Origin of the sequence: Paraburkholderia sp. IMGN_8 (genome assembly GCF_038050405.1) — a bacterium.
Lineage (GTDB): Bacteria > Pseudomonadota > Gammaproteobacteria > Burkholderiales > Burkholderiaceae > Paraburkholderia.
On sequence record NZ_CP150900.1, the window covers coordinates 893,388 to 913,764 of the forward strand.

The window sequence follows — 20,377 nt, forward strand, 5'->3', positions numbered from 1 at the left end:
GCTGTGGTCGCCGTCGCGTAGGTCGTGTTTGCTTGTTCACCATTGCATTGAAGGGAGGTCTGCTAGACCTAGATGCACTTTCACCGAATGGGATGAGACCGAGGTTGATCGAAAGCAAGGTCAACGAGCAGGGACGAGAAGGTGGCCAGGCCGGCTACTGCGGCAACCATTTCGAAGGGAAATAGTCCTGCAGCGAAGGCGGCACCGGCTACGCCGACCAAAATGAAACTGGCGACGGAGAGTCGGCGTCGTGGCCAGTGGCGGTGAACGTGCAGGCGTGAGTCGTGCTACGGTCGTCAGGCTGCTTTGCGACCGGCGTTGTCTGCGGCTTCTTTGAACGCCTGTTTCCAAGTTTTGCTGCCCGTGAGTGTTGAACGTACGACGGTGATCTTCTGACAGTCTTCGATGTTATTTATGATGTTTCGCGTCGTCGAAACAATAGACTCTGGTAACCAAGGACTGAGAAGGACGCGTGAAATGGTATCTAACGGGATTTCGACATCGAAATACGTGTGTTTCTTGTCTGCGCTTTCATAGATTGCACGAAACTCGTTCTCGTGCCGGTAGCCCCAACGCTTCGTGAACGGCAAGTCGTCGAGCTTCAGTTTCCCTTCCTCCAGGTCCGCCAGCTTCTTGTAGGTGACCTTCTTGTGACGCACTTTCTTTTCATCAAAGGTCGCCAGCAACTTGTCTTTGTCAAATACGATACATGCACCACCGGCGCCGCCCGCGAACACGTGCCAATGATGATATGTCTCATCGCCCCAAGCGAAGCAAAGCGCAACAACAGACGTCAATTCCTTTCGTTTGCGATACAACTCCATGCCCGATGAGTCGTTACTGTCATCCCACTTTTTGGGGTCAAGCAATGTGAGCTTTCCGTTTTGAAGCATGTGTAGCAGCGACGGTAGATTCGTGTAGCGACGGAGTATTGTCATTTCCTGATTCCCGTTATTTTTTAATTGCACATGCGCCAGTGGTCAACCAACAGCCTATCTTATCGTCAAGTTGTAGCTCAACTTGAGTGCTTGTGCTGTAATCGAGCCTGTCCACAGCGAGCACGGCGCCCGGAGTGTTCGGAAAACCGACTCTTCAACCCCAGCTTCTCGACTTTGCAATCACCATTCGTTCTCTAATGCTAAAGGCGGTGTGTCATCTGCGAATGAAACAGGGCCAACCGGAGGTTCGTCCTACTGTTAATAAGCTCATGACGTGGCTCGAAAATTCCGGTCAGATCAAGGGGATGGCACAGGTTCGAGTGAGGGTGACGTGAAATCTGTCACTGTTGCGCGCTGAATTTTTGAAGTGGCAGCTATCGTATTGATACGATGTGGGCACGAATCGACGTTGCTGCCGACTGGGCAGCAATCCGATCCATGTGCGCCAATTCATTTAGCATGTAGAGGCGTGCATAGAAAACGCTTCGATCTGCGGGGAACACTCATGAGGGTTTCGGATCCAGAGTATCAAAAGCACGTCCTCTTCGACGAGCTGGAACGGTATGCCCGATTTTACGAGAGCCTCGCCGATGGCGTTTTCCAGTTCGTCTCTGTGGGAACGACTGCAATCTGCAATATCGATACTTACGTTTACTCCGCGATTGCGGGCACGATCGCATCCATCAGCATGGTTCTACGAGATGGTCGGATCAACGATGCCTATGCCCTGTTGAGAAAATACTACGATTCGGCCGTGATCAACGTCTATTCGGACCTGTACCTTCGAGAGCACCGCAAGGGATGGGATTTCACCGCGAAGACGCTACTGGCTGAGCAGATCAACGGTTGGCTGCATGGTCGAGTGAAGTTGCCCGAGTACCGCGTGATGTCTAATTACATACGGTCTAGTGAAACGCTTCGTACGATCAACAGCGTTCTCCATGCGGACGATAACTACAAGAAGATCCGAAACCGATGCAACGATAACACTCACTATAATTTCTTCGAAAACGTCATGCTGAACAATCGGGAAGTGTACAACCGCAACCGAGGTACCGCTCTCGAACAGATCCGGTTGGACGCGATTGCGATCTTCGTTCTCCACTTCTCCTATGTGGTCTCGGTAAACGAACATTACGTGATGTCGGGTGACTACATGGATCATATGGAGTGCGGATCAACCCCTCCTGACGGATGTGAGTATTGGGTCGCACCCTACGCACGAGAGACGTTCGACTCGATCCTGCGGGTCCACAGGCCGGATCTGGCAGAAGCCATTCAAAAAAATAGCGCAATGCAATTTGATAGCTGACGATAGGTCGATTGCTTTAAGCACGCAATTCCTTCACCACCGTTATCAGAGCAACGACGACAGAGCTACCATGAGCACTGAAATTTCTCTTGAAGTCGGCGGGATGACCGTTGATTGGAGTCAAAATGTAAGGGGTAAAGATCACGGTCCTCTCTACCAGGAGCAGGACCGCAAACGCCTTGAGTGCGATGGAATCGACTACGGATACTTCGAAAGGGAAGGGCAAAGCCCCGCTGGGTTTGAAATGTCGTTCAGTCGGTCGCTTGACGCCATCGTTCCTCGTCTGGAATTGCTGGGTTTTCGTCTGGATACAGTTCGTCACTTCTATGAAGTGGCCACGAAGCAGTGGCGGGAGGATCGACTTGCCCTATTGGAAGCTTTCGATACCAACGGAGCCGAGGCGGAGGCGGTCCCCGAACCGATGAGTTTCGATGAATATTTGGACTTCATTAAAGCCTATCCGATCGAAGCCCTGAGCGGCGAAGTTATCGAGGATATAAATGATGAAGGTGAGCGAATATTCCGGGATCGGTTCGGCGGTAAAAAACAACTTGCGCGTATTCCCGGTGATTCAGACGGCAAGAGTTGGGCGTATTCGGAAAGGTCATTTTTTGGAGCTTTGATCGATTTTCTCGGCCCGTACTCGATGTTGCGGCTACTTGCCGAATGCCCGGCCAACCGACGCCTAACCGTGGATTGGAGATACGGTCCATTAGTTGAAGAAGGGCGAGCAAGCGTAGATGAGTTCACTCCTTGCGCGCGGCGGAGGCAAACTTTCCTAATCGTCACTGAAGGATCATCGGATGTCCATATCCTGACGCATGCGATTCAGTTACTGCGGCCCGAGGTGGTCGATTTCTTCCGTTTCATCGATGTCAGCGAACGACATCCTTTCTCGGGCACAGGAGGGTTGGTTAGGTTCGCTGAGGGGTTGGCAAAGATCGACGTCCAGAACAAGATCGTATTCGTGTTCGACAATGATGCTGAAGGCGTTGATGCTTTAAAAACGGTGCGCCGGTTTAAGTTGCCTCTTAATATGGGAACACTGGTCTTGCCTGACATGCAGGAGTTCCGGCAGTTTCCCTCGCAGGGGCCCGATGGCGTTAGAAATTCGGATATCAATGGGCGAGCAGCCGCAATCGAGTGCTACCTTGACCTGAACCTCCCGCAGTACGGACCGGCCAAAGTCGTGTGGACAAACTACAAGAGGGACAGCGGTGTCTACCACGGCGCCTTGGAATACAAAGAATCGTATGCCAATGAGTTCTTCGATCAGAAACGAGAGACGATCCGGGACGGCCGCTACGACGTGAGTAAGATTGAGCGCGTGCTGGATGCGTTGGTGGAAGAATGCAGTTGGTTAGCTGTTGCGGAGTTTTGCTGACAGCGAACATTGCTCAATTAATTATTCTCGCCACCCCTGTAAATTTGCCCGCACGTGGCCGGTTGCGATCCGCGGCGTAGCGGCGGATTGTGCGTCGAGTCGAATGACGAATGGTAGCGCAGCTTAACCCCTTTAAGCTAATAATCTGGCTCGAAATTCTCCGTTGGATCAAGGAGATATAGAGCCGGTGCATGAGGGTGACGTGAAAACTGTCACTGTTGCTCGATGAATTTCGAGGTGGTCGGCGTTGTGTTTGTCGTAGTCGTTCGCTTGCCGTTGCCTTGAAGGTGGATCTCCTGGACCCTGGACGCACTTTCAACGAATGGAGTGCGATCATGGTCGATCAGAAGCAAGGCGTGGCGGGTAAAGACGAGAAAGCAGGTAAGCCTGTTGGCGCCGACGTGAAGGCAAATGTCGGTACTGCGACGACGAACGATACCGCAGCGAAGGCTGAACCGGCTACGCCGACGAAGATGGAACTGGCGACGGAAATCTACAAGCGGATGCGTTCCGTCAAGGACGTGACGCGGAAAGACATCATCGAGAAGTTCATCTCCGAAGTGAAGCTGACGAAGGCGGGAGCGAGCACTTACTACCAGATGATCAAAGACAAGCACGAGCCGATGGGTAAGAAGTGACGGCCGGATTGCGGGAACAGAGGGCTCCTTCGGGAGCTTTTTTTTCGTTCCGACGAAAAGGGCAGTTAGTGAACTCGTCGAAATATTCACACACAGTGAACATTTGCCTTGCACGTGTTGATTTTTCGTGGTCTACTGCTTCTCGCAGGCTAGGCGTATCGCCTAGGTGAGCAGTGGCATTTTCCCATCACGTCGAGGAATCAGTTGTGCATTTGCCCGTCCGGCAGAACGCGGAACGGGCGGCTCTAGCGTCCAGGGTTAGAGAGGTATCGGTGCGCGGGTCGGGTACGGCCGCGTCGAGGAAGCCGGATCGTCGTTCCGTTGTGGGACGACCGATGGGACTTCCTCCAGCCGAAGGGACTGGTGTTGGGCTTGCGCGTCGGTTGGCTCCTTTCGATTCATTCGCCGTGAGGAACGTTGGGCTACGCCGATACGGGACAGCGGCGGTGGCGCCGCGTTCTGGGAGCTGCGAAATGCAGAGAGATGCTTTAACAGTAGCAATCGCGACGCTGCAAAAGCTGCGCGAGATCTATCACAGCCAACTCGACGCTAGTGTACTGGCGGAACTCGATGATGTACTCGAATTGCTGAAACAGCAGTCCGAACGCCTCGAAGTTGTTCGGCGTGGAGAACTCGAAGGCCGAGTTTTTCGCATCTTCGCAATGGTCTTGAGGATCGTGACTAACATCACGGATCTGATGGATCGTTGGCAGTAAAGCCAAGTCACGGCAAGCCCCACAGTTGATTGGGTGAGTACTATGAACATGGGTCAGGCTATCAAGATGTGTCGGACTCGTAGGTCGTTGTCACAGGCTGAATTAGCGGGACTTGCGGGTTGTTCGATTTCTTACCTTTCCATGTTGGAAAGCAATCAAAGGGATCCGTCGCTATCCACTTTGAAGAGCATTGCTGGAGCGTTACGCATCCCAACGGAGATTCTGTTCTTTCTGGGATCAGATCGAGAAGAGCTTGCAGGTATGGATAAAGAACTCTCCGGTCAGCTCGCCCGCGCGGCGTTGGAGATATTGAGTGATACACATGAACCGGTCAGGGGTTCCTAGGTACACGGCTACTCCCATAGAAAGTATGGCGGCATTGTCGCGAGCGCTGGGTGTAACAGCCGAGCAACTCGCTGCAGTCGCCGCCAAAGCTTCCTCTCTTTACCGAGTCGCGGACAAGATCGAAAAAGCGGACGGTACGCTCCGCGAAACGTTTGATGCGAAGCCGGTGTTGAAGGACATTCATCGGCGGATCAAGCTGGCCATTCTCGATCGAGTAAGGTTTCCCAACTACCTGACTGGCAGTGTGAAAGGGCAGGACTATCGCACGAACGCGCTGCTGCATCGCAATTCAAAGATCCTGATTAGCGAAGACATACAGGGGTTCTTTCCCTCGACTACGCAGCATCTCGTGGAGGAAGTCTGGTCCCAGTTCTTCGGTTTTTCTGCCGACGTGGCACAGTGCCTAGCAGCTCTTTGCACCAAAGATGGCGCTCTCCCGCAAGGGGCCATCACAAGTCCGCATGTCGCGAATCTCGTCTTTTGGCGTGTCGAACCAGCGATACATGCGGAGATGGCGTCTCGAGGAATACGATATTCGCGATATGTTGACGATGTTTGTATTTCTTCCAGCACTGGCATTGCTCATATCGATAAGCAGTCAGTGATCGCAGTCGTGTACGCAATGCTGGCACGACACGGCTATTCTGCCAAACGATCGAAACACAAAATCCTGACGGCGAGCGGCCGCATCACAGCAACCAAGCTTGGCGTCAACGGGGATCCCAGCCTGTCAGGTCAGCAGCGAGGACAGATTCGCGCTGCCGTACACAAGCTCGAACTGACATTCGCGACTGGCGCTTTCTCGGAGGCGCGAGCGCTTTTACCCTCCGTCATAGGTCGGGTCAGCATGCTTGCGCGTTTTCATTCTACTGAGGGACAAGCGTTGAAGCGACGCATCGCTTTCATACGAGAGCAATTGCAGCTCGTCCCAATGGTGACAAAAAGAAAGAACTCGATTGACGTCGTAGTGCCCGTTGGGGTTGACGGCATGTCAACTGTTCCTTGGTGATCTGCGCGGCAGCGACGCACGGCCGATTGGACATTGGTGAACTTAACTATGAAGCGCAGCGAGTTATACGAAAGGGTCTGGTCGGCACCGATGACTAGGCTAGCCAAGCAGTTGGGAATATCGGACGTGGGTCTAGCCAAAGCTTGCCGTCGTCATGACGTGCCTGCCCCGCCCCGGGGTTACTGGGCCAAACTCGCCGCTGGGCACAAGCCCCCGCGAACTCCGCTGCCAAACCCGAAACTTGATGTCGAGGTGCATTTCACAACCCTTGATCCCAACCAACTGGCGCGCAGAAGAGCCAATGAGAGTCGGCGCGCGGAGTTGCGACCGATATCGGATGCATCGGAGAAAGAACGAGCACCGATTGTATTCGCAACTGACCTCGAAAGCGCACATCCGTTAGTTAGGGCTACACACAGGTACTGCGACCGCCTTCCGCGCTTGATCGAGCGCGCCATGCGCAACCGGGGCAAGGGCTGGATAGATACAAAGCCGGAGGATCGCCCACCTCCTGAGCAGCATGGCCGGTACCATTTAATCCGGGAAGGATGCCTCGACATCAACGCATCACTTGTATCCATGGACTGGATTCTGCTGTTCCACGCCACGCTTTTGCGCGGCCTGTCAGACGGCGGTATGAAGATCGTGAGGCTGGAGAAAACCGAAGCAACGTACGCTCGGCGTCGTAGTGAAGCGGTAATTGAAATGAGACTGGGAGATGAGACTTTCTCGCTCAAGTTTTCCGAGGGGTACCGCCGTATTCGGCTTTCCCCGGCCGAGGTAGCGGAGAAACGGAAGGAATCGTCATGGGCGAGCGATTATGAGACGAAGCCGTCCGGAAATTTCACCTTCAGCATTCAGGGAACAGAGTATCGGGCCAGTAAAACCTGGCAGGGCACGCAGGAAAAACTGCAAGGGCTTCTCGATGAGATCGTGCGAACAGCATTGCTGTTGCCCGCGCTGCAGATGCGGTTGCGAACAGAGCGAAAAGCTACCGAGGCCGATCAACAACGCGCAGCGGAGGCGCGAGCGCGAGAGCAGCGACGAAGCGATGCCCAAGCGGAACAGCTGAAGCAGGCTTTCCTCATGATGGAGGCGGACGCACGTGTTCAGCAGTTAAAGAGCTTTCTGGATCGGCTAGAACAGAGAGCCGACGATTTTCAGCCTCCCTATGACGACCGGGTGAAGATATGGCTGAAGGTTGTCAGGAATGAACTCGCTGCTCGAAATCCGGCAGACGAGATTTTGTCCCGATGCGTTACTGTTCCATCGTGGACGACCTGGCCCCCTGCGTGGTGGCCGACCGATACCAAGCTAGATATCGTCGATTGACTTGGTGCAAGCGGAAACTCGATATGAGTTCGAGAAATGTATTCATGGCCGCACGGAGCCGCTCAGCGCTATTAGGCCGATGCGAAACAGGATGGCCGACAATATGCCATCCAGATTATTAGCTTTTAACTTGATGTGCTGGGATGAAAACTGGCGTCGCCGTCAAACCCGCATGACACGTGGTTTCTAATGGTGCCCGCTGGAAAACCACGTCTTAAACCCGCATGAATAGTGGGTTTGCTCAAGCCGTTGCAGCTTGGGAAGCTAGGGTATTACCATTATACGACGCCCGCAGAGCGCATGATTTTACTCGAAAAAGGGTAGTTTGCGCAAATCGCGCTACTACCACCCTTTCCCATACGGCGCATCGAGCGCCGTTCAGATCACGAAGTAAGTCAGCTGAACAGCCGCGCGCGTCACCACCATCAACAGCACCTGCACGATTACGAACAGCAGAATCGGCGACAGGTCGATGCCGCCGAGCTGCGGCACCACACGGCGCAGCGGATTCAAAAACGGCGCTGTCAGCTGATACAGGATCGGCATGGCAGGCGAGCGCGGATTGAGCCACGACAGCAGCGCCATGAGGATCGTCAGCCAGATGATCAGATTGAGCGCCCATTTGACGAGGGTCAGCACCGCAACGATCAGCAGGGTCGGCAAGAGCGTGAGCGGATCGGCGCCGGTGAGCAACACCATCAGCACCACGTAGACGATCGCGGCGATCAGGGCCGCGACGATGCTCGCCCAGTCGATATTGCGCGTACTCGGCAGGATGTGCCGCAGCGGCAGCACGAGCCAGTTGGTGGCTTGCAGTACCGCGTTCGTGACCGGGTTGTACGGCGGCATGCGCACGACCTGCAGCCAGGCGCGCAGCAGCAGTGCGGCGCCAAACAGCGTAAAGACGGTATTGAGCAGAAAACGGGCGATATCGCCAAACATCTCGTGTCCTTATCCTTCGAATGACGGCCGTCGATCGGCCGCAGGGCGCTGACGCTGATCAATCGGTGCGCCAGCAGGTTCATTTGGATTCCATGCGCCGTGCCCGCGGGACTGCGTGTCTCAAGCGGTGGCGCTGTGATTCAATACCACGGTATTCGGGCAAGCCGAATCGGCGAGTCCGACACCGCCGAGCCGTCCTGGCTCACCACAAATCACTGCGAAATCTTGATCTCACTGATCAGAATCGTACCGTTGCCGCCGTCGGTGTAATTGGGGATGTCGGCGACCAACTGCTCCGAAGCTGGCTTGAAGACCTTGTAGAAGTCGTCCGCGCTGTCGAACAGGAAGTGTCCTGCTGCAACATACGGCGGTGGCGTGCCCGGCGGCCCGGCGTTGATGCCGACGTCGACCGACCAGCCCTTGAGCGACGGCCCGAACAGCTTGGCCGCAAGCGGCATGTGCGTGACGCAGTAATACTCCACGTCGAAGTGGCCGTTTTCCCGGTATGGATAAAGGATGCTGACCTTGATCATTGTGCGTTCTCGTCTGTTGGTCCCGAAGCGCGGCGCTGGCGGATTGCGCGCGGCGCCGGTCGTCACATTATCACGGCTTACTTGACGCTTGCACCTGCTGCCGCCTGATTCAGCGAACGGTTAAGCGATTCTTCGACGGCCTCGGCGATCGCGTCGATCGCAGCGGGTGGCTTGTCGCGGCGCTCGGCCAGCCCCACTGCGCGCCGCGACAGCAAACCGTACAGCGCGGCATGATCGCCGCCCAGACCTTCCAGCAGCGCCAACTGCTTCTCCACGACGCCAGTGTCGCCGCGTGACACCGGGCCGGCCAGCGCATTGGGCAAGCCTTTGTCGCGGGCGGTTTCGATGGTGCCGGCCAGCATCGGCAGCAGCGCGCGCAGCGCGTCGTCTTCGGCAAAGCCCAGCGTGCGCCACAGCGCGACGCATTCGGCGAGGCTGCACAGCGCGAAACTGGCGGCGTAGTGCGCGGCAGCGTGATACAGCATGCGGCCGCCCGCCGGGATCGACAGCGGATGGCAGCGCAACGCGACGGCCAGCGCCGTCAGCGCCTCTTTAAGCGCGCCGTCGGCCTCGATCGTGACCGAGCAGCCGGCGATCCGTTCGATGTCGGCGGGATCGCCGCTAAACAGGTAAAGTGGATGAAAACCGCCGATCGATGCGCCCTGGTCGCGCGCCGGTGCCAGCAATTCGACCGGCGAGGCGCCGCTGCAATGCACGAGCGCCTTGGCGTGCGGACCGCCCGCAGCGTCCGGGGCGAAGCGCAGTGTGTGTGCTGTCGTACCGATACTGTCATCGGGAACGGCTAAAAAGACGATATCGGCGGCGTCGACGGCCTGTTGTGGATCGTCGAATGCCGCGCAATGCTGGATTTGACTGGCGAGCCGGTTGGCCGAGGTTGCCGTGCGGCTCGCCACCGCCGTGACCGGATAGCCGGCGCGAGAGAAGCCGTGCGCGAGACACCGCGCGAGCCGGCCCGCACCGATGAAACCGAGACGCGGCAGAGAGGGCTGGGACATGGTTGCCTGCTCCAGACGGGACAGTTGAACGGGAAAGCAGAAGTATCGCGCATCCGCCCGCCGGTGGCGCGGCCTTGACGCCCGCTTTCCTCAGGTCGATGTGCGCGCGATATGGCGCGCCCGGCCGGTCATCCGGCGGCGCGCGTCCAGTGGGCTCAAAAATTGCCCACAATTTTCTGATGAGCCGGTTTGGCAGTTGCAGTTCTGGGTTGTTCGTCTCGCAGTCAGATTCGGGAGGTAACAATGAATATTTTTTCTTACCGAAAACACTTGCGGTTCTTGACGCATTCGCAGCGCCGTCGCTGGTGGGATCAGAGGAAGCGCTTGACCCCTCGCGTGCGCATCAGTGGCGCATACGTTCCACCTAACGTCTCCAGAGAATTCACCTATGTGAAAGTAGGTTGAAAGCTTCGCCTGCCTGAGGGTAAGAAATGCCCGGCGCGTTTGTGCCGGGCATTTTTCGTTTGGGCCGTCAGGATTGAAGCTAATTTGTAATTAAAGATTACTGACAAGTCAGCGCATTGCGCGCCGGGATCGGTGAGGCGGCCTATTCTCGACTCTCGGACTCGCTTAACCCCTTGGTTTTCAGCGCGCTACGCCACCGGACCGCGGCGCGCCATACGAACGCCGCTTGCGACTCATTGCCACCGATTGCAATTTGCAACAAATGTGAACAGATATGCGATGGCTTTTTCGATACATTGATTTTGTAGCATGCAAAGCATGCAAGTCGGCGACCTTAGTGGGCCGCGCCAGGAGAACAAAAGTGAAAAAGGTCATTCCGTTTGTTGTTGCCGCTGCGCTCGGCGTGGGGCTCGCGACTGCTGCGCAGGCGCACGTTTCTGTCGGTATCGGTATAGGGATTCCGTTCGCGCCGGCGTATCCGGTTTATGCCGCGCCGCCGCCGGTCTATTACGCACCGCCACCGCCGGTCTACTATGCACCGCCGCCGGTCTACTATGCACCGCCCGTCGTGGTGGGTGGTTATTACGGTTACGGCGGTCCTTACTACCACCATGGCTATTACGGTCGCGGTTATTACGGGCGCGGTTACTATCGCCGCTAATCACGGCAGAGCGAATGCTCGATGAGTTGTTGACGGCGTAACGCCGGCTTGATCGCCGGGTTACGCCGTTGGTGTTTTGCGAGGCCGCGTTCGTCCTGAGGGCAGAGGGCCATCGCACGGGTAACATTCCAAAGCATTGTCGAAGCTGGGAGAATGGCTGTTTAGCCACCGCTCTGGAGAGTTTCGCCGATGCAAGTGCTTCCCGCCCCCACTTTCGACGATGTACTCGACGCCGCTGCGCGTCTTGCAGGCGTCGCGCACCGCACCCCCGTTCTGACGTCGAGCACATTCAATGAGCGCACGGGCGCGTCAGTGTTCTTCAAGTGTGAAAATTTTCAGCGCATGGGCGCGTTCAAGTTTCGCGGCGCCTACAACGCGATCTCGCACTTCGATGCGACGCAGCGCGCGGCGGGTGTGCTGACGTATTCGTCGGGCAATCATGCGCAGGCGATTGCGTTGTCGGCGCGCCTTGCAGGCATCCGCGCGACGATTATCATGCCGCACGACGCGCCCGCTGCCAAAGTCGCGGCGACCAAGGGCTACGGCGGCGAAGTGATCAGCTACAACCGCTACACGGAAAATCGCGAAGAGATCGGCCGGCGGCTCGCCGAAGAGCGCGGTATGACGTTGATTCCACCGTACGACCATCCGCATGTGATCGCGGGGCAGGGCACGGCGGTCAAGGAATTGATCGAAGAAACCGGGCCGCTCGACATGCTGTTCGTTTGCCTCGGCGGCGGCGGCCTGATTGGCGGCAGCGCATTATCGGCGGCGGCATTGAGCCCGGCGTGCACGGTGATCGGCGTCGAGCCCGAAGCGGGTAACGACGGCCAGCAGTCGCTCGCGCGCGGCGAGGTTGTGCATATCGACGCGCCGCGTACGATCGCGGACGGCGCTGCTTCCACCCATCTCGGCGACTATACGTTCGCGATCATCCGGAAGCTGGTCGCGCAAATCGAAACGGTCAGCGACGAGCAGTTGATCGAGACGATGCGCTTTTTCGCGCAGCGCATGAAGATCGTGGTCGAGCCGACGGGCTGCCTTGCCGCGGCCGCGGTGCTCAACGGCATCGTGCCGGTGAAGGGCAAGCGCGTAGGCGTGGTGGTCAGCGGCGGCAACGTCGATCTGGCGAAGCTGGCGCAGTATCTCGCCTGATACGTCGCTTGGTACGTGCTTGCTACGTGCTTGTTACGTATTACGCTGCGATTTTGGAATGACGGAAGACGGCTCGTCGACGCGAGCCGTTTTTTTAGCTCGCTGCGTGCGCGGTCTGCACGATCAGATCGCGATACCCGTTGACGATCACGCTATACGAGAAGTACGCGAACAGCAGCGCCGACAGCACGTGACAGGCGCGCAGCAGACCGGTGCCGGCGCGTTTGCGTCCGTGGCTGCCGAGTCCGCAGATAAAGATCGTCCAGCACAGGCCGCCGAGAAAGAAGCCGCCGAGGAACACCGGCGCAGTGCTCACGCTGGCCGCACCCGCTTTCGCGATCAGCGCACCGCCGACTGCCGCGAACCACAGAATCGCGGACGGCGACGACACCGCCAGCAACACGCCGCGCAGAAAACCGCGCCAAGCGGACAGATGCGGCGCATTCGGGTCCGCTTCGCCTGCAACCGGCGGCGCCGATGCCGGGAACATCGCTTCGCGCGCCATCTTCCAGGTGAGAAACAGCAGAATCGCCGCACCGCCGATCCACACGACCCAGCGGACCGATTCGAACTGCAACAGCGCCGCCATGCCCGCGAGCGCGAGTGCTGCGTAAATCAGATCGCCGATGCAGGAACCGAGACCCAGCCAGAAGCCTGGTTTGAAGCCATGCGAGAGCGTCAGCGAAATCATCGCGACGTTGACGAGACCGATATCCAGGCACAACGACAACGACAGAAAAAAGCCATCCGACATCATTGAAAAGGCATGCATCCGCGCAACTGCTCCATCAGTTTTGTTATTCAGACTTGTTCTGTTTTGCAGGCTCGCGTTACAGACCCAACTCGTTCCAAAGCGTGTCGATGCGCTGTTTGACCGCGTCGTCCATCACAATCGGGCGGCCCCATTCGCGATCGGTCTCGCCGGGCCATTTGTTGGTCGCGTCGAGTCCCATCTTCGAACCGAGCCCCGCCACCGGCGACGCGAAATCCAGATAGTCGATCGGCGTGCGGTCGACCAGCACGGTGTCGCGCGCCGGATCGATGCGCGTGGTGATCGCCCAGATCACTTCCTTCCAGTCGCGAATGTTCACGTCCTCGTCAACCACGACGATGAACTTCGTGTACATGAATTGCCGCAGGAAGCTCCACACGCCAAACATCACCCGTTTGGCGTGGCCTGGGTAGCTCTTCTTCATCTGCACGATCGCCATCCGGTAGCTGCATCCTTCAGGCGGCAGGTAAAAATCGGTGATCTCGGTGAACTGCTTCTGCAACAGTGGCACGAACACTTCGTTGAGCGCGACGCCGAGCACGGCGGGTTCATCGGGCGGCTTGCCGGTATAGGTGGAGTGATAGATCGCGTCGCGCCGCATCGTGATGCGCTCGACCGTGAAGACGGGGAACCACTCCTGCTCGTTGTAATACCCGGTGTGGTCGCCATACGGACCTTCCAGCGCGTGTTCGTACCCGGCCGAGGCACCCTTGGACGGACGCGGCGGCGCGCCGGACGGGACAGGCGAGGGCGCGCCTTCCTGAGGATAGATGAAGCCTTCGAGCACGATCTCGGCGCGCGCCGGCACCTGCAAAGTGTCGACACCCGGCGTAATGCACCTGGCGAGCTCGGTGCGCCCGCCGCGCAGCAGTCCGGCGAACTGGTATTCGGACAGCGTGTCGGGCACCGGTGTGACCGCGCCGAGGATGGTTGCCGGATCGGCGCCGAGCACCACGGCCACGGGATACGGTTTGCCCGGATTCTGCAGCGCGAATTCGCGGAAATCGAGCGCGCCGCCGCGATGGGCGAGCCACCGCATGATCAATTTGTTACGGCCGATCAGTTGCTGGCGGTAGATGCCTAAGTTTTGGCGGCTCTTATTTGGACCCTTTGTGACGGTCAGACCCCATGTGATCAGCGGTCCCGCATCGCCCGGCCAGCAGGTCTGAATCGGCAGCTTCGCGAGGTCGACATTGTTGCCCTCCCAGACGATTTCCTGGCAGGGCGGCGCGCTCACTGTTTTCGGCGCCATGTCCCAAACAGCCTTCGCAAGCGAAAACAGTTTGCCGGCGTCCTTGAGCCCCTTGGGCGGCTCCGGTTCCTTGAGTGCCGACAGCAGGCGTCCGACGTCGCGCAACGACTCCAGCGCGGCGCCATCCCCTTCACCGGCTTGTGCGTCGACACCCATGCCGAGCGCGACGCGGCGCGGCGTGCCGAACAGGTTGCCGAGCACCGGGAACGCATGCTCCCGCTTGCTCTCAAACAGCAAAGCTGGACCGCCGGCGCGTAGCACGCGATCGCACAGCTCGGTCATTTCCAGGATTGGCGAGACGTTTTGCGGGATACGGCGCAGTTCCCCGATCGTTTCGAGACGGCCGACGAAGTCGCGCAGGTCTTTGTATTTCATCTGGTCCGGTTCAGTGCCGCGCGAGCGGCTGGAATGAAGGGCGCAGCAGGTCTTTGCAACGCCAAAACGATTGTCGATTTTACCTGTGTTGACTGGGGCACGTAGATCAGCCAAATGATCCAACTTGCGGGCACTAATCGAGATAGCCGAAGAGGCGCGCACGGCGCGGTTTTCCGCGCGCTGAACACTGTTCATTATTACAATTAGTTATACATTTGCATATCTATAGTGTTGACGATCTATAAAACCCTGCATAGAATCCGTCCACATTGGTTGCAGGGCGTGAACCTTTTTACCACCGCCCCCGGTCCCTTCAGACGCAACGCGTCACCGTTTACCGCCCCCCTGCACGGTATTTGACGGTCTTATTGAAGTCCTCGCCAGCGCCTGTTGACGCTGGTTTTTCGCGTGGGAGCCTCCGCCTGCATGTTTTTTTGGCATGCCGCGGTCTCTTTGCAAGATGGCTCCCCACAAACGGTATTTGCCGTTTTCCCGACGTCGCAGCTGCCCTAACCAGACAGAGCGCGCGACGTCTTGACTCTGCGAATGTGCGTTACCGCCTGTTCAACTGGCGGAGTTCGCGGATCATGCAACATGGGAGATCTGAATGAACGCCTGGTTATCGTGGCGTCCCGATGAGCGTATCGCGCAAGTTGTGCGTGGTGCGTTGCGTCGAGGGACGCGAATGAGTCATCACCTGTTCAGCATCGTCGGCGGTTTCGCTGTCGTGCTGGCACTCGCGCTGTGGCTGATGCCGGCCTGGCGCGGAACACTCGCCGCCAAGTTGATGCCGGTCATTTCGGCCGCTGTGCAAGCCGGTCCCGCCCGCCTGCTGCAGGGCAACCCGCTGCCGGCGTTCGGGCCGCCCGGCGGCGCGTCCTCTGAAGACTCGCTGTCCGCGAATTCGACCAGCAACGACGCCGCTAGCGGCTCGAACAACGGCAACAATGGCGTGACCGCCAGCAACACCAGCTTCGACGGCGCTTTCGACGGTAACGGCACGGCCGGTATGGGCGTGGCGGCGCTGAACGGGCTCGACCCGCGTACCATGCACAGCGTCAGCGCGCTGGCGCGGCTGATTCCGCAGCAACGCGTCTCGGCCGACGCACGCGACGATCGCGCGCTGGTTTCGACCCGCGAGCAGGATCTGGTCTCGTCGTACTTGGCGCGGCGCTATCGCGTCGCTCAGGAACCGGTCGGCGAGCTCGTGAAAGCGGCGTTCGACACTGGCCGCGAAGTCGGTCTCGATCCGCTCCTGCTGCTCTCCGTGATGGCGATCGAATCGGGCTTCAACCCGTACGCCGAGAGCGGCGTGGGCGCGCAGGGCCTGATGCAGGTGATGTCCAAGGTGCATTCGGACAAATTCCAGTATTTCGGTGGCCAGCGTGCGGCGCTCGAACCGGTCGCGAACATCAAGGTGGGCGCGCTGGTGCTGAAGGATTGCATCGCACGCGGCGGTTCGCTGCCTGGCGGCTTGCGTCTGTACGTCGGTTCGACCTCGCCGGACGACGGCGGTTACGGCGCCAAGGTCATGGCCGAGCGTGGCCGTCTGCGCGATGTGGCGCGTGGCCGCAAAGTGCCGGTCAACGCTCCGCAGGCGCCGGCTCTGACCGCGTCGACCACGACCACGGCTACCGCAGCGGGTAACGGCAAGCGCGTGCAGGTAACGCTCGATAATAGTCATCCGTTGAGCGCGGCAGCACCGGTGAAGGCGCCAGTTCCGGAGCAGGACGACGCTAGCTCCAACGCTGCCAAGCATGTGGCGTCGGCTTCGGAGTTGGGCGCCTGAGGTTGCCGGCCCCGGTTGGCGTGGCGCGAGAGGCGGCTCCAATAAGAAAAAGGACACCCGAGATGGTGTCCTTTTTTCGTTTGGCGCTGCGCCGCGCGGCAGTCAGTCTCATCAGACCTTGCTGTGCCGTTCCATGCCTTCGATCAATGCCGCCCGAACAGCTTTGCCAATCGCTCGACCGCTTCTTCCAGCTTCGGATAGGCGGTCGCATACGAGAGCCGGATGTACTCCTTCGGCGCATGCGTGCCGAAGTCCATACCCGGGACCAGCACCACGCCCGCATCGTGCAACATTGCCTTGGTCAGCGCTGCGCTGTCGCCGGCTGCCGGATGCGCGACCGTGCCGCAATCGGCGTACACGTAGAACGCGCCGTCAGGCATGACCGGCACCGAGAAGCCCAGCGATTCCAGCGCCGGTGCAATGAAGTCACGGCGGCGTTTGAATTCGAGGCGGCGCGCTTCGTAGATCGCGATCGTTTCCGGTTCAAAGCAGGCCAGCGCCGCGTGCTGCGCGAGCGCCGACGCGCAGATGAACAGATTCTGCGCGAGCTTTTCGAATGCGCCGACCATCGCCGGCGGCACCACCAGCCAGCCCAAACGCCAGCCAGTCATGTTGAAGTACTTCGAGAAGCTGTTGACGGTGATGACGTCGTCGCCGAAGGAGAGCGCCGAGACGGGTTTTGCGTCGTAGCTCAGGCCCTGGTAGATTTCATCGACGATCGTAAAACCGCCGCGTGCGCGTACGGCCTTGACGATGCGCTCGAGTTCGGCCGGTTCGATCGACGTGCCGGTGGGGTTCGACGGCGACGCCAGTAGCACGCCGCGCGTGCGTTCGTTCCACAGACGCTCGACATCGGCGGCGGTCAGTTGGAAACGTTCGGCCGGGCCGCTCGGCACCATGACCGGCTTGCCTTCGGCGGCGATCACGAAATGCCGGTTGCACGGATAGCACGGGTCGGGCATCAGCACTTCGTCGTCGCGGTCGACCAGTGCCGCGCACGCTAACAGCAACGCAGCGGACGCGCCCGCCGTGACGACGATCCGCGCCGGATCGACGCTGACGCCGTAGGCCTCGGCGTAATGCGCCGAAATCGCCTCGCGCAGCGCGTGCAGGCCGAGTGCATTGGTGTATTGCGTGACGCCGCGGCGCAGCGCGCTGGCGGCGGCCTCGATGACCGGCTCAGGGGCGGTGAAATCGGGTTCGCCGATTCCCATGTGAATGATGTCGCGCCCATCGCGCTCCAGCAGCGCGGCTTCCTTGGCCAGTTCCATCACGTAGAAAGGCTGGATGGCGTCGACGCGGGCAGCAAGCCGCACCAAGGGTTCGGTCACGGAGTTCATACGATCCAATCCAATTCAGAAGCTAAGGCGGGACGGCGCCGCGCGCATGCGTTCATGCGCGCAGCGGCGTCCTTGCGAACGGTCGAGCGGTTCAGTTGCCGGCGGTCCGGCGTTTCCAGCGAGGCGCATGGCTCGCGGCATCACGCTCAATGCTTGCGAGCCGCCTGTGTTTCAGCGGCGCGCAGTTGCGCCGACAGCTTGTCCAGTACGCCGTTCACGTATTTGTAGCCGTCCGCGCCGCCAAACGTCTTGGCCAGCTCGACCGCCTCGTTGATGACCACGCGATAGGGGATATCGACGTGATTCTTCAGCTCGAATGCGGCGACCAGCAGCACCGCGCGTTCGACCGGCGAGAGCTGGTCGATCGGACGGTCGAGGCACGGCGCGATAGCGGCGGAGAGCGCTTCCGAGTCACGGATCACGCCGTGCAGGATGGCGTCCAGATGTTCGTGGTCGGCCTTGTCGAAGCCCTGCGCGCCGCGCAGTTGCGCGTCGATTTCACCGCCGGGCGCGCCCGACAGCAGCCACTGGTAAAGCCCCTGCGTGGCCAGTTCGCGGGAGCGTCGGCGTGCGCTCTTCATGCCTCTTCCTCTTCTTCATCTTCTTCTTCGTCATCGCCGCCGAGTTGCTCGAGCGCGACAGCGAGATTTGCCATTTCGACGGCCACGCGCGCCGCGTCACGACCCTTTTCTGTCATGCGTGCGACAGCTTGCTCGTCGGTTTCGGTGGTCAGCACGGCGTTGGCGACCGGAATGCCAAAATCGAGGCCGATGCGCGTGATGCCCGCGCCGCTCTCGTTCGACACCAGTTCGAAGTGGTACGTCTCGCCGCGAATCACGGCGCCCAGCGCGATCAGCGCGTCGAATTGCGCGCTTTCGGCGAGCTTTTGCAGCGCCAGCGGGATTTCCAGCGCGCCCGGCACGGTGACCAGCAGCACGTCTTCGCCGGTGACGCCAAGGCGTTCGAGTTCTTCGATGCAAGAATCGGCGAGGCCGTTGCAGACGGGTTCGTTAAAGCGCGCCTGCACGATGCCGATGCGCAGTCCGTCGCCGTCGAGATTCGGTTGGTATTGTCCGATTTCCATGTGAATTCCGTAGTGTTTTGAGTGAGCGCTAAGCGCGTGAATGGTCGGATCAGCCTTGATGCGGAACCGGCGCGGTGCTGCCCGGCATTGGCACGAAGCCGGTGACTTCGAGGCCGTAGCCCGACATGCTGCCCAGCTTGCGCGGGTTTGACAGCACCTGCATCTTGCCGACCCCGAGTTCGCGCAGAATCTGCGCGCCGATACCGTAAGTCTTGAAGTCGACCGGCCGGCGTTTGAGCGCCTCGGCTTTTTCTTTCGAGTCGAACGCCTTGAAAACGTCGATCAGGTGGTCTTTCGAATCGCCGCAGTTCAGCAGCACGATCACGCCGAGGTCGCGCTGGGCGATCTCTTTCATCGCCGCATCCAGCGTCCACGAGTGGGTCGATTCGCCGACTTCGAGCAGGTCCAGCACCGACAGCGGCTCATGCACCCGCACCGGCGTGTCCTGCTCCGGGGTCGGCGTGCCGCGCACCAGTGCGATATGCGGCTGGCCGCTTGGCTGGTCGAGATACATCACCGCGCGAAACGCGCCGTGCGCGGTCTGCATGGTGCGTTCGCAAATGCGCTCGACGATCGATTCGGTGCGGCTGCGATAGTGAATCAGATCCGCGATCGTGCCGATCTTCAGATCGTGCTCTTTGGCGAATTCCATCAGGTCCGGCAGGCGCGCCATCGTGCCGTCGTCCTTGATGACTTCGCAGATTACCGCGGCCGGTGTGAGGCCTGCCAGCGCGGTGAAGTCGCAGCCGGCCTCGGTGTGGCCGGCGCGCACCAGCACGCCGCCGGGCTGCGCCATGATCGGGAACACGTGACCCGGTTGCACGATGTGCTCGGCTTTCGCGTCCGGCGCGACCGCGGTGGCGATCGTGCGGGCGCGGTCGGCCGCCGAAATGCCGGTGGTCACACCTTCGGCTGCTTCGATGCTGACGGTGAACGCAGTGCCGTACTGCGTGCCGTTGCGGTAGGTCATCAACGGCAGGTTCAGCAGCTTGCAGCGTTCCTGCGTGAGCGTGAGGCAGATCAAGCCGCGGCCGTAACGGGCCATGAAGTTGATCGCTTCCGGTGTGACGAATTCGGCGGCGATCACGAGGTCGCCCTCGTTTTCGCGGTCTTCTTCGTCGACGAGGATCACCATCCGGCCTGCTTTCAGTTCGGCAATGATCTCTGGAGTGGAGGCGAGCGTCATGTTGGCGAGATTTTCGAAGAAAGCGCGTATTTTACGCCACGCGCGCCTCCAAGTCGCCTGTGCCGGATGGCATAGGCCGTTCGGCTGACTAGCGGGCGCTTGATTCTCGATGTACGCCGCCGGCGAGGGCGCTCGCCGCGGTCGATAGGGCGGTTTAATCCAGCGCCGTTACTTACTGCGCAAGTCGACCATT

At 59.3% G+C, this 20,377-nt stretch carries 20 protein-coding genes; 10 read left to right on the top strand and 10 right to left on the bottom strand.

The features are described from left to right. Positions 1-296: 296 nt before the first annotated feature. Positions 297-938: a DUF2971 domain-containing protein gene (locus WN982_RS04310; protein WP_341314547.1), complete on the bottom strand. Its 642-nt coding sequence runs from the start codon at positions 936-938 to the stop codon at positions 297-299. 505 nt (positions 939-1,443) lie between these two features. On the opposite strand from WN982_RS04310, the gene WN982_RS04315 reads away from it, so the two are divergent. The 7 genes from WN982_RS04315 to WN982_RS04345 all read left to right on the top strand — a co-directional run bounded on the left by WN982_RS04315 (position 1,444) and on the right by WN982_RS04345 (position 7,674). Further along, complete coding sequence (locus WN982_RS04315) at positions 1,444-2,250, top strand: hypothetical protein (RefSeq protein ID WP_341314548.1); 807 nt, start codon at positions 1,444-1,446, stop codon at positions 2,248-2,250. 70 nt (positions 2,251-2,320) lie between these two features. Then, the gene (locus WN982_RS04320) at positions 2,321-3,634 is read left to right on the top strand and encodes a HEPN/Toprim-associated domain-containing protein (RefSeq protein ID WP_341314549.1); all 1,314 of its coding nucleotides are present in this window, start codon (positions 2,321-2,323) and stop codon (positions 3,632-3,634) included. 335 nt (positions 3,635-3,969) lie between these two features. Then, positions 3,970-4,272 carry a hypothetical protein gene (locus WN982_RS04325; protein WP_341314550.1) on the top strand — a complete coding sequence of 101 codons (303 nt, stop codon included), beginning with the start codon at positions 3,970-3,972 and terminating at the stop codon, positions 4,270-4,272. A gap of 473 nt (positions 4,273-4,745) precedes the next feature. Beyond that, the gene (locus WN982_RS04330; RefSeq protein WP_341314551.1) at positions 4,746-4,988 is read left to right on the top strand and encodes a hypothetical protein; all 243 of its coding nucleotides are present in this window, start codon (positions 4,746-4,748) and stop codon (positions 4,986-4,988) included. A 66-nt stretch (positions 4,989-5,054) separates the two neighbouring features. Continuing rightward, positions 5,055-5,333 (top strand): helix-turn-helix transcriptional regulator, encoded by a 279-nt coding sequence (locus WN982_RS04335; protein WP_230417525.1) that lies wholly within the window; start codon positions 5,055-5,057, stop codon positions 5,331-5,333. 25 nt (positions 5,334-5,358) lie between these two features. Beyond that, positions 5,359-6,342, top strand: a complete 984-nt coding sequence (locus WN982_RS04340) for a reverse transcriptase family protein (RefSeq protein ID WP_341314552.1) — start codon at positions 5,359-5,361, stop codon at positions 6,340-6,342. Positions 6,343-6,798: 456 nt separating this feature from the next. After that, positions 6,799-7,674, top strand: coding sequence for a hypothetical protein (locus WN982_RS04345; protein WP_341314553.1), 876 nt, complete (start codon positions 6,799-6,801; stop codon positions 7,672-7,674). A gap of 378 nt (positions 7,675-8,052) precedes the next feature. On the opposite strand, the gene WN982_RS04350 is transcribed toward WN982_RS04345, so the two are convergent. The 3 genes from WN982_RS04350 to WN982_RS04360 form a co-directional block, all read right to left on the bottom strand. Then, a complete protein-coding gene (locus WN982_RS04350) occupies positions 8,053-8,616 on the bottom strand; it encodes a YggT family protein (RefSeq protein WP_341314554.1) in 564 nt (187 codons plus the stop codon). A gap of 212 nt (positions 8,617-8,828) precedes the next feature. Further along, positions 8,829-9,149 (bottom strand): EthD family reductase, encoded by a 321-nt coding sequence (locus WN982_RS04355; RefSeq protein ID WP_341314555.1) that lies wholly within the window; start codon positions 9,147-9,149, stop codon positions 8,829-8,831. A 77-nt stretch (positions 9,150-9,226) separates the two neighbouring features. Then, positions 9,227-10,165, bottom strand: coding sequence for a DUF2520 domain-containing protein (locus WN982_RS04360; RefSeq protein WP_341314556.1), 939 nt, complete (start codon positions 10,163-10,165; stop codon positions 9,227-9,229). A gap of 766 nt (positions 10,166-10,931) precedes the next feature. On the opposite strand from WN982_RS04360, the gene WN982_RS04365 reads away from it, so the two are divergent. After that, entirely contained in the window at positions 10,932-11,231 is a 300-nt protein-coding gene (locus WN982_RS04365) for a hypothetical protein (protein ID WP_341314557.1), read from the top strand. Positions 11,232-11,420: 189 nt separating this feature from the next. Further along, positions 11,421-12,386, top strand: coding sequence for a threo-3-hydroxy-L-aspartate ammonia-lyase (locus WN982_RS04370; protein ID WP_341314558.1), 966 nt, complete (start codon positions 11,421-11,423; stop codon positions 12,384-12,386). A 94-nt stretch (positions 12,387-12,480) separates the two neighbouring features. Here WN982_RS04370 and WN982_RS04375 read toward each other — a convergent pair whose 3' ends face one another. Further along, positions 12,481-13,158, bottom strand: coding sequence for a LysE family transporter (locus WN982_RS04375; protein ID WP_341314559.1), 678 nt, complete (start codon positions 13,156-13,158; stop codon positions 12,481-12,483). Positions 13,159-13,216: 58 nt separating this feature from the next. Continuing rightward, on the bottom strand, positions 13,217-14,785 hold the full coding sequence (locus WN982_RS04380) for a UbiD family decarboxylase (RefSeq protein ID WP_341314560.1): 1,569 nt from the start codon (positions 14,783-14,785) through the stop codon (positions 13,217-13,219). 607 nt (positions 14,786-15,392) lie between these two features. On the opposite strand from WN982_RS04380, the gene WN982_RS04385 reads away from it, so the two are divergent. Then, positions 15,393-16,574, top strand: a complete 1,182-nt coding sequence (locus WN982_RS04385; protein ID WP_341314561.1) for a transglycosylase SLT domain-containing protein — start codon at positions 15,393-15,395, stop codon at positions 16,572-16,574. A 143-nt stretch (positions 16,575-16,717) separates the two neighbouring features. Here WN982_RS04385 and WN982_RS04390 read toward each other — a convergent pair whose 3' ends face one another. From WN982_RS04390 to ribBA, 4 genes are all read right to left on the bottom strand, one after another. Further along, the gene (locus WN982_RS04390; protein WP_341314562.1) at positions 16,718-17,914 is read right to left on the bottom strand and encodes a pyridoxal phosphate-dependent aminotransferase; all 1,197 of its coding nucleotides are present in this window, start codon (positions 17,912-17,914) and stop codon (positions 16,718-16,720) included. 146 nt (positions 17,915-18,060) lie between these two features. Continuing rightward, positions 18,061-18,495 (bottom strand): transcription antitermination factor NusB, encoded by a 435-nt coding sequence (gene nusB, locus WN982_RS04395; protein ID WP_341314563.1) that lies wholly within the window; start codon positions 18,493-18,495, stop codon positions 18,061-18,063. Further along, positions 18,492-18,998 (bottom strand): 6,7-dimethyl-8-ribityllumazine synthase, encoded by a 507-nt coding sequence (gene ribH / locus WN982_RS04400; protein WP_115098789.1) that lies wholly within the window; start codon positions 18,996-18,998, stop codon positions 18,492-18,494. Before ribH ends, nusB begins: the two co-directional genes overlap by 4 nt. 49 nt (positions 18,999-19,047) lie before the next feature. Then, on the bottom strand, positions 19,048-20,184 hold the full coding sequence (ribBA, locus tag WN982_RS04405; protein WP_341314564.1) for a bifunctional 3,4-dihydroxy-2-butanone-4-phosphate synthase/GTP cyclohydrolase II: 1,137 nt from the start codon (positions 20,182-20,184) through the stop codon (positions 19,048-19,050). Positions 20,185-20,377: the final 193 nt, after the last annotated feature.